Here is an 11,992-nt window from a genome sequence, read left to right on the forward strand (position 1 = left end):
GTCAATTATCGAAGCGGCTTTACCCGTTCTCCTACACGCGATCTGACATAGTGCTCAGTCATGTCTCGGTTCCTATGCGCCAGCAGCTTTTGTGAGTGCGCCAGGTCGCCGGTATCGGTCGCAGCCTTGGCTCGAATATCCCGAAACTGAAAATTCACCTTGGCCAGCGTGCGGGCCTTGTCAAAGCGTGAGCGCAGGGCGCATTGCGTCAAGGGCTGGCCGTTTTCGTCCTGGATTAGATAGGCGCTGATTGCCCGGCGTGGACGCTCGTTGATTCTGGTGATGGTGGACGCTAACTCGCCGGTGATCTCAATGCCCAGACGTGCGCCAGTCTTGTTCTGCACGATCCACAGTGCGCCATCCCGAATATCGGTGCGTTTGAGTTTTAGCACATCAGCTGGGCGCTGGCCGGTCAGCAAGGCTAAGTCCATTGCATCCACGACAGTGAAATGCGCCTGAGCCTTCACCTGGTCAAATTCCACATCGGTGATGTACCTGGAGCGCCCGGTTTCCTTAAAACCCTTTACGCCCTGGCATGGGTTCTGTGTGGCCGTGTATCCCCACTCGCGTGCCTTGTTGAAGAGGTGCGAAAACAGCGCCTTTTCCCGGTTGGCCCGAACCTTTGCAACCTGGCCGCGCATGTCCATGTATTCGCAAATGTGCATGGGCGCAATCGCATCAATCGGAATATGAGCAAACACCTTGAGCAGATTCGCCAGTTCCTTGTCGTTGTCCAGGCGCGTTTGAACGCTCTTGGCCGGGTACACGTCGCGCACATCGCGGCGCGCCACGACTGAAAGCAATTTTGTCGAATCATCTTCTCGCACGCCCTCACGCGGAGCCCAAAGCCATAACGCTTCGGCCCTGTCGCTGGACAGCTTGGTCCAGAGCCAGGGCAAGGTGCCGCTGACGTGATACCAAACCTTGCCCTTTTTGTGAAAGCGTGGCGGGTCGTCGTAGTTACCTTGACGTCGCCGTCCCATCAAGCAGCCCGCATTGCGTTGAAGTTGGGACGAGGCACTGTAGATTCTTGCGCGTCGCAGCCAAGCATTTTTTCAGCGTATCCGCGAGCGACGATAGTGCGTCCACTACGGCTCTTTTCAAAGGGCCAACGATGCTGATGGCGCCGTTGCCCTTTTGTGCCGTTAGCGAGGCGTGCCGGCATTTTTTCGTACGCAGGTTTTGGTCCGAAATGCCGGGCGATACCAGTTGGGCTTGCCATGACCTGGCCCGAAATTTCTTCGACAAAATTGGCCGCTATTTGCCTGGGCATTCCTGTCCCCGTTCCACCAGTCGGAAGGTTGCCCAAAGGTCGCTGAAACTACCAGAAAGGGGTAACAAATTAGCATGTCTGACTCTTGCTCGCTACTGCGCTGACACCACCGGCACACTGACACTGGGCAAGACTGTTCGCCGTGCCGGTGTGCCGGCTGTGTCGGCAGGAACTATCAGTGTGTCGGTTCACCATCACGCTGAATGGTTCGAGATAACTTGCTCTATCAATGGCTAGAAAGCAGGGGAACCCGACGGCCACCAGTGCCCGCTTCGGGGGACGCTAGTTTCCATGATTTTCGAGACTGCTCAGCCGTCGTTCGTGGTGGTCATCTGGTGCCCGAAGCGGTCTGTCAACTTTGTGTGTAACAACCCGTCGACGTGATTTACTGAAGCGGCAAAGCTGACTTTCGCATGTTGGTGCCGACCTGAAATTGACGACAGCCAATCTCAAAGTGACCAGGCTAAATACTTCGATTATCCACAACACGCCACAAAAACTGATGTAGCCAAGTCGTCATTCCCGGGTTGGCCAATCGCCGACGGATTGATTAATTAAGCGCTGGCGTGCAAGCTCAAGAAACAAATGATACATTTGGCAAAAATTATGAATAAGGGATAAATTAATGCAGCACAAGTCGAAGATATCAACCGTTTCACGCGTCGCTTTGCGCATCGCTGCCTTCGCAGCGCTTTACTCCTCAGCCGTCGCCTTCGCACAATCTGCGCCGTTGGCTCCACGCGAGGTGCCCGCTAAGACAATTCCCGTCCCCAACACCGTGAGCCCGGAACTTCAGCAAATCATTGCACAACCTTTGCGCACTGGCTGGAGCACCCCGCCAACCACACCCGAAGGCTGGACGCACCTGGCTGAGTCCACACGCGCGACGGCGTCGCCCAATGTCGAAGCCATGCGCGCGCGTCTGAAGGTGAAGGTCGAGCCGGGAACCCTGGGTGGAGTGAAGATCTACACCGTCACTCCGGAAAAGGTTCTTCCAGAAAACCGAAATCGCATGCTGCTGCAAGTCCACGGCGGTTGCTATGTGTTGAATCCTGCGGAGGCCGCGCTGCCCGAGGCCATGCTTATCGCGGCGATCGGCGGCTACCGGGTGATTGCTGTTGACTACCGCATGCCCCCAGAGGCGTACTTTCCTGGCGCGCTTGACGATGTGATGGCGGTCTACAGAGCGGTGATTGCCAAGACGGACCCTAAGCGCGTCGGGCTCATCGGCACTTCCGCCGGCGGTGCGCTCGTTCTCGAGATGGGCTTGCGAGCCAAGCAATTAGGACTGCCGCTGCCCGGTGCGATCGCGTCCGGAACGCCAATGTCCGACAGCACAAAGACAGGCGATACTTTTTACACGAACGCCATGCTGGACAGCGTCCTGGTGTCGACCGAAGGCTTCTGCGACGCTGCAGCGGCCTTTTATGCCAACGGCCATGACCTCAAGGACCCTTTGATCTCTCCCATATATGGCGACATGAGCGGTTTTCCTCCGACCATCCTGACATCAGGAACGCGCGACTTGCTGCTGAGCAACACGGTGCGAGTCCATCGCAAGCTTCGCAATCTGGGCATTGACTCCTTTCTCCAAGTTTACGAAGGCCAGTCGCATGCGCAATACGGTAGGGATGAGCGAATTCCGGAGAATCGAGAAGCTTTTACAGAGATAGGCATGTTTATGAACGGCCATCTCAAAAAATAAAAATCTCGTTATGCCGCTCGACGATATCAAGTTGAAGGGGCAGCATCGTCAGCTTGATGTCACCCAAGTAGCGGCAATGCGAGCTTTACTGTTGGGTACCACCGAAAGTGCTGCCTGATGCCAATAAACTTTTCCTCGCGCGGGCGTTAGGTTAGTCAACTCCGGCGATGGCGGCCGCCAATTCTTCCGTAATCGTTACCGAAGCGGATGGCAGTTTTTTTGCCGCGCATAATGAACCTAACTTCTTATCCCACCCCGCGCAGTGCCGGGCCTTGTCATGACCCTTGAACCCCAAGCTGCTTACGTTCTCGGCCATCCGGGTGCTTTTGCGCTGCAAATCATCAAGGGCTTTCGCGCCAACCAGGGCTTGTTGCTGGCGGGCGCCGTGGCCTACTATTCCTTGCTGTCGATTGTTCCGCTGCTCATCCTGATTGCCATTGCGCTGTCTCATGTGATTGACCAGTCAACGTTGCTGGAATCGCTGGGCCGCTACATCGGCTGGCTGGCGCCGGGCGAATCCGATTTCATCGTCAACGAGCTGGCCAATTTTCTGGCACACCGGGAGGTCATGGGCTGGGTGTTGCTGGGCACCATGCTGTTTTTCAGTTCCCTGGCTTTCACCGTGCTTGAAAACGCAATGTCGGTCATCTTCCTGCATCGCGTCGCCATCCGGCGGCGCCATTTTCTGATGTCGGCCGTGCTGCCTTACTGCTACATATTTTTTCTGGGCCTGGGTTTCCTGCTGGTGACGCTGGTAGCCGGAAGCTTTCAGGCGCTGGGGGAAAGAAGCGTCGAGTTTTTGGGCTCGAGTTGGTCACTCAGCGGCTTTTCGGGCGTCCTGCTTTACCTGCTTGGCTTGATGGGCGAGATATTCGTGTTGACGTCGGTGTACATGGTGATGCCGGTGGGTAAATTGTCGCTGCGCCATGCACTGATTGGCGGCGTGACGGCTGCGTTGTTTTGGGAGTTGACGCGCCATGTGCTGGTCTGGTACTTTGCCACGCTGTCGCAGGTCGGCGTGGTGTATGGCTCGCTGACCACCGCCATTGTCGTGCTGCTGAGTCTGGAGATTGCCGCCACGCTGCTGCTGCTGGGCGCGCAGGTGATTTCAGAATACGAGCGGATCGGCAGCAGCGAAAAAAATGCCCCGGCCCAACCGATGCAAACCGGATAGCGGCTTTTGCCGGCGTCACATTGGCCCGAACGCACCATTCTAAACAGCAACTTGGCTTTTCGGCCTGCGCTCAATCGGGAACCACCGCCGTCACCTCAATCTCGATCCTGGCGCGATCTTCCACCAGCGCCGCCACCTGAACACAGGTCATGGCGGGGAAGTTCCTGCCCATGACTTCACGGTAAACGACGCCAATTTCCTTCAGGCGGGCGTTGTATTCGACCCGGTCGACGATGTACCAGGTCATGCGCACCATGTGTTCCGGCGCAGCGCCGCCAGCCTTGAGCACGGCGGCGACATTTAGCAGCGTTTGGCGTGTCTGCGCAACAAAATCATCGGTTTCAAACTGCTGACTGGCATTCCAGCCGATCTGGCCACCGACGAAGAGCATGGCGCCGCGCGCCAGCATGCCGTTGGCATAACCTTTGGGTTCGGCCCAGTCGGGCGGCTGAATTCTGGTCATCATGATTTTTCCGGACTGGATTGAAGGTAGGGCAAAAGGGCGTCGCGCAACTCTTCCGGTAGGCGAAGCGCCTTGCCATGCGGCACTTCGGAATAGACCACCACGCTGTCGGCTTTGAGCCTGAGGGTATCGACCCCGCCCGGCGCTTTCGGGCTGGCGTGAATCTCGTAGTGCATGCCCAGACTTGCGCCGCCGATGCGTGTCAGTTCCAGCGTCATCGTGAGTTCTTCACCGTTGCGGCACATGCCGAGGAATTCAGTTTTCAGGTCAACAATCGGCACGCCCACGCCGCTGGCAATCAGGCCATGTTCCGGAAAACCGATATGCGCCAGAAAGTCTTCCTGCACCTCGTGCAGCAGATAAAAAAACTGCGGATAAAACACAATGCCCGCCGGGTCGCAATGGTGAAACCGGACCCGTTTTTTCGTTGTGAATTTCATGACTGGCGCAGCTTGAAGCGTTGCAGCTTGCCGGTTTCGGTGCGCGGCAGTTTGCCCAGAAATTCAATCTGGCGCGGGTATTTGAAGGGCGCGAGCGTTGCTTTGACATGGTCTTGCAGGGCTTTGACCATGGCTGCGTTGCCGATGCACTCGGGCTTGAGCACCACGAAGGCCTTGACGATCATGCCGCGGTCTTCATTGGCCACGCCCACCACGCCGCATTCGGTTACCGCCGGGTGCCTAAGCAGGGCATCCTCGACTTCTGGACCTGCGACGTTGTAGCCTGAGGTGATGATCATGTCGTCGTCGCGCGCCTGGTAGAAAAAATAGCCATCGGCGTCCTGCACGAAGGCGTCACCGGGGTAGTTCCAGCCGTCCCTGACGTAGTTGAGCTGGCGCGCGTCATCCAGATACCTGCACCCGGTCGGCCCTATCACCGCCAGCCGGCCGATGCTGCCGCGCGGCAGCTCGGCGCCGTGGTCATCGACGACTTTGGCGGTGTAGCCGGGGACAACCTTGCCAATGGCGCGTACCTCGCCAGGCGCCGAGGAAATGAAAATGTGGAACATCTCGGTAGCGCCGATGCCGTCGATGATTTCAAGCCCGGTGGCGTCCTTCCACAGTTGCCGCGTGGCGTCTGGCAGGCTCTCGCCCGCGCTGACGCACAGCCGCAGATCGGGCATGCCGAGCTGTTTGGCAAAGGAGGCCATCTGGCGGTAAAAGGTGGGCGCCGTGTAGCAGATGGTCGCGCCGACCTGTCTGACGAGTTTGACCATGGCCTCGGGCGTGTAGGCAATTGACGGGTAATACACCGACGCACCAACCCACATCGGAAACACCAGCATGCCGCCCAGGCCAAAGGTGAAGGCCAGCGGTGGCGAGCCCATCACGATGTCATCCGGTCCGGCTTTCAAAACATGACGCGGCCAGGCTTCGCAGGCGGCCAGCACGTCGCGGTGCGTATGAACCGTCGCCTTGGGCTTGCCGGTGGTGCCCGAGGTGAAGGCCATCATGGCGATGTCGTCAGCCGCAACCGGGCAGGGGCTGAAATTGCCATCTTTTTGTGACGACAAAACGGCCATTGAACCGGGCTCATTCATCAGGTTGAAAGGGATGATGGTCTGCACTGACGCGCCTTGCGCCCTTGCAATCTCCAGTTCTTCCAGCAGCGTCGCATCGCACAGCGCGAGCGCCGGCCGGGCTTTTTCAATGATCTCGCCGAGTTCCTTGGCGCGCAACAGCGGCATGGTCGCGACGGCCACCAGGCCGGCCTGCACCACACCCAGCCAGGCCAGCGCCATGCCGATAGAGTTGCCGCCGCGCAGCAGCACGCGGTTGCCCGGTGCCAGTTTGAAGTCTTCCGTCAGCACCTGGGCAATGCGGTTGACGCGCGCCAGGGCATCGGCATAACTCAGCGTGATTTTGTCCGAGCGCAGCATGGGCCGGTCGGCGTGGCCCATGTTGATGGCCTTGCTGAACAGCACATCGACCAGGTTGGCCTGGTCCGGGATGTCGAGCCCGGGCAGCAGCGAATACACCAGCATGGGCCACTGCCCGGGTGGCGGCAGGCGATCGTGAACAAAACAATCGGTTTGTGCGGAAGGAATGGAGGAAGTCATGATTGCAGTACCGCCTTGCCAATAATGAGTTGCTGAACTTCGGTGGCGCCCTCATAGATGCGCAGCGAACGGATGTCGCGGTAGAGGCCTTCCACCTTGGTGCCGACCATCACGCCCAGCCCGCCATGCATCTGCAGCGCCATGTCGATGACACGCTGGGCGTTTTCGGTGGCCGTCATCTTGGCCATGGCGGCTTCGGCGGTGACCCGAACGCTGTTGCCGAGTCGCTCGCCTTCGTCCCGCAGCCAGGCGGCGCGGTAGGTCAGCAGCGCCGCCGCATCGACCAGCGCGGCCATTTCGCCGAGCTTGGCCTGCGTCAGCTGAAAGTCGCCCAGCGTCTGGCCGAACATCTTGCGTGTCCTGGCGTACTGCACCGCCTCGAACAGCGCGCGGCGCGCCATGCCCAGGGCGGCCCCGGCCACCGAGGCGCGGAAGATGTCCAGCGTCTGCATGGCCAGCTTGAAGCCGCCATGGAGCGCGCCAAGCTGCGCGCCTGCTGCGAGCTGACAGTTGGTAAATTTCAGCATTGCCAGCGGATGCGGCGACATCACGGTGATGTGCTCGCTGCTGTCCAGCCTCGGCGTGCTGGCGTCAACAATGAAGGCGGTGATGCCGCGCGTGCCCGCGGCCGGGTCGGTCTTGACAAAAGTCACGTAGAAGTCGGCGATGCCGCCATTGCTGATCCAGGACTTGCTGCCGTTGATCGACCAGCCGCCTGCCGATGGAGTCGCGCGGGTCGTCATCGCACCGGCGTCCGATCCGGCATCGGCCTCGCTCAGCGCGAAGGCGGCGATTTTTTCACCGCTGGCTACCAGCGGCAGGTAGGCTGCCTGCTGTTCGGGCGAACCCGCCAGCGTGATCGCGCCGCTGCCCAGGCCCTGCATGGCGAACGCAAAATCGGCAAGTGGCGAATGGAAAGCCAGCGTCTCGCGCAGAATCACCAGTGCCCGGGAGTCTAGCCGGTCGAGCGCACCACCCAGAGCGCCGTTCAAACCGGCCGGCACGCAATAACGCAGCCAGCCCTGCTCGCCCAGCAGTTTGACCCATGCCCTGCAGGCGATGCGGTCGTCGCTTTCATCGATCTGCTGCTGCGGAACCCACTCTGCCAGTGCGGTGGCGAGCTGGCGGTGAACGGCATCAAAAAATGGCAGGGCCAGATGGGTCAGAGGAGCTGTCGCGGGTTTCATGTTTTCTCTCTCCAGCAGGGTCGGCAAAGTTCAGTCGCCCCGGAACACCGGTTTTTGTTTGGCGGCAAACGCCTCATAAGCGCGGGTGAAGTCCTGCGTCTGCATGCAGATGGCCTGGGCCTGGGCTTCAGCCTCTATCGCCTGGTCCAGCGTCATGGCCCACTCCTGATGCAGCATGGTCTTGGTCATGCCGTGCGCGAAGGTCGGGCCGCTGGCGAGCTCGTGCGCCAGCTTCTGCGCCGCGCCCAGCAGAGCTTCGGGTTCGTGCAGCGAATTGAAGAAACCCCATTGCAGGCCTTCTTCGGCGCTCATGGTGCGGCCGGTAAACAGCAGTTCCGAGGCGCGGCCGTGGCCGATCAGGCGCGGCAGCAACGCGCAGGCGCCCATGTCGGCACCTGCCAGGCCGACGCGGGTGAACAGAAAGGCGGTCCTGGCCTGAGCCGTACCCAGGCGCAGGTCGGACCCCAGTGCCATCATGGCGCCCGCGCCTGCGCAGATGCCGTCAATCGCCGCCACGATGGGCTGTGGGCACAAGCGCATGGCCTTGATCAGGTCGCCGGTCATCCGGGTGAACTCCAGCAGTTCGGGCATGCTCATCTGGGTCAGGGGTCCGATGATCTCGTGCACATCGCCACCCGAACAGAAATTGCCGCCGGCTCCGGTCAGCATCACGACTTTTACGTCGGTCGCATAGTTCAAGGCGCGAAACAGGTCTCGCAGTTCGGCGTAGGAGTCAAAGGTCAACGGGTTTTTGCGATCGGGGCGGTTCAGTGTCAGCGTGGCGACGCCGCTATCGAATGCGTAGGCGAAGTGCCGCGCCTGATAGCCGGCCAGTGCGTTGAAATGCCCTTGCATGGGGTTGAACTGGCCTATGTAATGCTTCATAAAACTTCCAGTTTGGCTTCGTTGTAGTGTTGCTTGACCTTGCCCAGCAGTTTATGCAGTGACTCGACCTCGCGCGGGTTCAAGCCGTCAAAGGCCGACACGATCCAGGACTCATGCGCACGCGCCATCTCGTCAAACTGCGTGCGGCCGTGGGGTGTCAGGCGCACCCGGTAGGCGCGGCGGTCGCCCTCGACCAGGGCGCGCTCGACCAGACCTTCGGTGACCAGCTGGTCGGTGATGCCGGTGACGTTGCCACCGGTCACCATCATTCGGCGCGACAGCTCGTTCATCTTCAGGCCTTCGGGGTTGCGCTCCAGTTGCGCCATCAAATCAAAGCGGGGCAGGGTGGTGTCGAACTGTTCGCGCAATTGGCTGCGCACCTGCTTCTCGATCAGCTGCGTGAGCGTGAGCATGCGCAGCCAGAGCCGCAGTTCTTCGGGATGTTCGCTGTGGCCGCGTGCTTCCAGGTCCATTTCTCGTTCTTCCTTGTGTGCAGTTAACGCTATATATTTAATAGCAAGTTATATCGGTATTCATTGGACAAGGGGCTATTTTTGCTTTGAAATCTCGCGGTACAGCTGATCCCGGCCGCTAAGGTAGGGCAGCGGCCAGCTGACATGCCGGCTTTGCAGCCTGGCTGCTTCATGCAGCGTCCAGGCCGGGTCGGCCAGATGCGGCCGGGCGATCGCGCACAGGTCGGCACGGCCGGCGGCAATAATGCTGTTGACGTGGTCCACCTCTGAAATCGCGCCAACGGCAATCGTCCGGATGCCGACCTCGTTGCGGATCCGGTCGGCAAACGGCGTCTGGTACATGCGGCCATAGACCGGTTTGGCAGCGCGCGTGGTCTGGCCCGAGGAGACGTCGATGAAGTCGCAGCCGGCGGCCTTGAACAGCCTGGCGATCGCCACCGCATCGTCAGCCGTGTTGCCGCCCGGCGCCCAGTCGTGGGCCGAGATGCGGACACTCATCGGCAGACGCGCGGGCCAGACTTCTCGCATCGCGCTGAACACTTCGACCGGGTAGCGGCAGCGGTTTTCAAGGGTACCGCCGTACTCGTCGCTGCGCTGGTTGGTCAGCGGCGTAATGAAGCTTGACAGCAGGTAGCCGTGGGCGCAGTGCAGCTCCAGCCAGTCAAAACCGGCCTGCACGGCATAGCGCACCGACTGTACGAATCCGGTCTTTATGCGGTCCATGTCGGCGCGCGTCATGGCTTGCGGCACTTGATTCCTCGGGCCGTAGGCCACCGCGCTGGCGGCCAGCAGCGGCCAGTTGCCTTCAACTAGCGGCTCGTCGGGCGCTTCCCAGCCGAGTTGCGTCGAACCCTTGGGTCCGCTGTGGCCCAGCTGCAATCCAATCTTCGCGCCAGTGCCCGATGCATGAACAAAATCAGCAATCCGCTTGAAAGCCAGCATCTGCGTTTCGTTCCACAGGCCGGTGCAGCCTGGGCTGATGCGGCCTTCAGGATCAGGCGAGGTCATTTCGACAAATACCAGCGCGGCACCGCCGAGCGCCCGCGCGCCCAGATGCACCAGGTGAAAGTCCTGCGCCACGCCGTCAACCGCGCTGTACATGGCCATCGGTGAGACGACGATGCGGTTTTTCAGTGTGAGTTCACGCACTTTCAGCGGCAGCAGCATGGGTGGGGGCGGGGTGGCCCCCACGCTCCCCGCTTCGCGTGGTTCGCTGCCCCCCGAGGGGGCCGCTGCGCCTGCGGCCCGGCTGAGCCGGTTCCGCGGCCCTGGCTCGCCTGGAACCTCTGCGGGAATTTCTGGAGCATCTGCGCTTGCCGGGTTCTCGCGCATATTGCTTTGCGCTAGCCACTGCTCGTAGCCCTGCAGCCATTGGGCATCGCGCACACGAAGGTTTTCGTGGCTGATGCGCTGCGAGCGCGTCATCATGGAATAAAAAAACTGCTCGGCCTTCATGGCGCTGTAGCGATTGACGTTTTCAAACCACTCGGTCGAGTTGCGCGCCGCGTTCTGGATCTTCAGCACATCGACCGAGCGCACAGCCTCGTAGGCTTGCAGTGCCTGGTCGGCGTCCGGGTGCGCGGCAAAACAACGCGTCAGTTCAATCGCGTCTTCCAGCGCTAGCTTGGTGCCGCTGCCAATCGAGAAATGGGCGGTGTGCGCCGCGTCACCCATCAGCACGATCGGCAGGCGTTTGCCGTCAATGATTTCGTAATGCACCCAGTGCGCGCACACCACGCGTGGAAAACGGATCCAGATCGCCGAGCCGCGCACATGGGTGGCGTTGTTCATGAGCGCGTTGCCGTCCAGGTACCTGGCAAACAGGCGCTCGCAAAACGCAATACCGTCTTGCTGGCTCATCTGGTCCAGTCCGTGGGCCTTCCAGACCGCGTCGGGGGTTTCGACAATAAAGGTCGAGGTGGTGTCGTCAAACTTGTAGGCATGGGCAGCAAACCAGCCGTGCTCGGTCTGCTCGAAGGCAAAGGTGAATGCGTTAAAGGTTTTGTGCGTGCCCAGCCAGACAAAGCGGCAGTCACGCAACTCAACGTCGGGCTGAAAGGCGCTGGCGTAGCGGTTGCGGATGCGGCTGTTTAGGCCGTCGCTGGCTATCACCAGATCGGCCCGGTATTTGGCGGCCATCGCCTGGTCATCGGTCACGTCGGTTTCAAACACCAGCGCCACGCCCAGTTCCAGGCAGCGCTCTTGCAGGATGTTGAGCAACCGCTTGCGGCCGATGCCGCAAAACCCGTGGCCGCCCGAGCGCACGCTGCGACCTTTGAAGAACATCTCGACGTCATCCCAGTGGTTCAGCGCGTTATCAATCAGCTGCGAGCTGACCGGATCGGCCGTTTTCAGGTTGACCAGCGTCTGGTCAGACAGAACGACGCCCCAGCCAAAGGTGTCGAAAGGCCGGTTGCGCTCAACTACGGTCACCTGATGTGCCGGGTCTTGCAGCTTCATCAGCAGGCTGAAATACAAGCCGGCGGGGCCACCGCCAAGGCAAAGGATGTGCATGAGATGCGTAATTTAAAGATTAATCTTACCTTAATTGTTTATATTTAAACTAAATTAGTCAAGCGAGGCTTTTACCGGAACGGCAAGGATCAGTAAGCGAGTCGCTTGGGGAAAAAGGTGCCGGCGAGGCAGGGCGGCAGGGCTTTCAGGGGGCCTGAAAGCCTGCGGCGCGGTAGGTGAGCACCAGCGTGTCACGCAGCCCGCTTTGCCCTTGCTGGCCGTCAGCCGGGACGATCGGTGTGGTCTCGTGAATCACCCG

At 60.2% G+C, this 11,992-nt stretch carries 10 protein-coding genes; 2 read left to right on the plus strand and 8 right to left on the minus strand.

Annotated elements, in window-relative coordinates; translation table 11 throughout:
* Positions 1–5: 5 nt before the first annotated feature.
* Entirely contained in the window at positions 6–983 is a 978-nt protein-coding gene (locus HHJ19_RS06225; protein ID WP_296905039.1) for a tyrosine-type recombinase/integrase, read from the minus strand.
* 915 nt (positions 984–1,898) lie between these two features.
* Between HHJ19_RS06225 and HHJ19_RS06230 the strand changes: the two genes are divergently transcribed.
* Together HHJ19_RS06230 and HHJ19_RS06235 are read left to right on the plus strand one after the other, a co-directional pair.
* A complete protein-coding gene (locus tag HHJ19_RS06230) occupies positions 1,899–2,978 on the plus strand; it encodes an alpha/beta hydrolase (RefSeq protein ID WP_296905041.1) in 1,080 nt (359 codons plus the stop codon).
* 277 nt (positions 2,979–3,255) lie between these two features.
* Positions 3,256–4,152 carry a YihY/virulence factor BrkB family protein gene (locus HHJ19_RS06235; RefSeq protein WP_296905042.1) on the plus strand — a complete coding sequence of 299 codons (897 nt, stop codon included), beginning with the start codon at positions 3,256–3,258 and terminating at the stop codon, positions 4,150–4,152.
* A 70-nt stretch (positions 4,153–4,222) separates the two neighbouring features.
* On the opposite strand, the gene HHJ19_RS06240 is transcribed toward HHJ19_RS06235, so the two are convergent.
* From HHJ19_RS06240 to HHJ19_RS06270, 7 genes are all read right to left on the minus strand, one after another.
* Positions 4,223–4,618, minus strand: coding sequence for a RidA family protein (locus HHJ19_RS06240; RefSeq protein WP_296905045.1), 396 nt, complete (start codon positions 4,616–4,618; stop codon positions 4,223–4,225).
* A complete protein-coding gene (locus HHJ19_RS06245) occupies positions 4,615–5,055 on the minus strand; it encodes a thioesterase family protein (protein WP_296905047.1) in 441 nt (146 codons plus the stop codon). Before HHJ19_RS06245 ends, HHJ19_RS06240 begins: the two co-directional genes overlap by 4 nt.
* A complete protein-coding gene (locus tag HHJ19_RS06250; protein WP_296905049.1) occupies positions 5,052–6,674 on the minus strand; it encodes an AMP-binding protein in 1,623 nt (540 codons plus the stop codon). Before HHJ19_RS06250 ends, HHJ19_RS06245 begins: the two co-directional genes overlap by 4 nt.
* Positions 6,671–7,861 (minus strand): acyl-CoA dehydrogenase family protein, encoded by a 1,191-nt coding sequence (locus tag HHJ19_RS06255; protein WP_296905051.1) that lies wholly within the window; start codon positions 7,859–7,861, stop codon positions 6,671–6,673. The genes HHJ19_RS06250 and HHJ19_RS06255 overlap by 4 nt, the downstream gene beginning before the upstream one ends.
* Positions 7,862–7,891: 30 nt before the next feature.
* Entirely contained in the window at positions 7,892–8,746 is an 855-nt protein-coding gene (locus tag HHJ19_RS06260; protein ID WP_296905052.1) for an enoyl-CoA hydratase family protein, read from the minus strand.
* Entirely contained in the window at positions 8,743–9,219 is a 477-nt protein-coding gene (locus tag HHJ19_RS06265; RefSeq protein ID WP_296905054.1) for a MarR family transcriptional regulator, read from the minus strand. The genes HHJ19_RS06260 and HHJ19_RS06265 overlap by 4 nt, the downstream gene beginning before the upstream one ends.
* A 75-nt stretch (positions 9,220–9,294) precedes the next feature.
* Entirely contained in the window at positions 9,295–11,733 is a 2,439-nt protein-coding gene (locus HHJ19_RS06270; RefSeq protein ID WP_296905055.1) for a bifunctional salicylyl-CoA 5-hydroxylase/oxidoreductase, read from the minus strand.
* Positions 11,734–11,992 lie beyond the last annotated feature (259 nt).

This window comes from Polaromonas sp. (assembly GCF_012927415.1).
Classification (GTDB): Bacteria; Pseudomonadota; Gammaproteobacteria; order Burkholderiales; family Burkholderiaceae_C; genus Polaromonas.

Bases quoted from the DNA above. Each gene is read 5' to 3' on its own strand.
- HHJ19_RS06225 (WP_296905039.1), bottom strand. From the start codon at position 983: ATGGGACGGCGACGTCAAGGTAACTACGACGACCCGCCACGCTTTCAC.
- HHJ19_RS06230 (WP_296905041.1), top strand. From the start codon at position 1,899: ATGCAGCACAAGTCGAAGATATCAACCGTTTCACGCGTCGCTTTGCGC.
- HHJ19_RS06235 (WP_296905042.1), top strand. From the start codon at position 3,256: ATGACCCTTGAACCCCAAGCTGCTTACGTTCTCGGCCATCCGGGTGCT.
- HHJ19_RS06240 (WP_296905045.1), bottom strand. From the start codon at position 4,618: ATGATGACCAGAATTCAGCCGCCCGACTGGGCCGAACCCAAAGGTTAT.
- HHJ19_RS06245 (WP_296905047.1), bottom strand. From the start codon at position 5,055: ATGAAATTCACAACGAAAAAACGGGTCCGGTTTCACCATTGCGACCCG.
- HHJ19_RS06250 (WP_296905049.1), bottom strand. From the start codon at position 6,674: ATGACTTCCTCCATTCCTTCCGCACAAACCGATTGTTTTGTTCACGAT.
- HHJ19_RS06255 (WP_296905051.1), bottom strand. From the start codon at position 7,861: ATGAAACCCGCGACAGCTCCTCTGACCCATCTGGCCCTGCCATTTTTT.
- HHJ19_RS06260 (WP_296905052.1), bottom strand. From the start codon at position 8,746: ATGAAGCATTACATAGGCCAGTTCAACCCCATGCAAGGGCATTTCAAC.
- HHJ19_RS06265 (WP_296905054.1), bottom strand. From the start codon at position 9,219: ATGGACCTGGAAGCACGCGGCCACAGCGAACATCCCGAAGAACTGCGG.
- HHJ19_RS06270 (WP_296905055.1), bottom strand. From the start codon at position 11,733: ATGCACATCCTTTGCCTTGGCGGTGGCCCCGCCGGCTTGTATTTCAGC.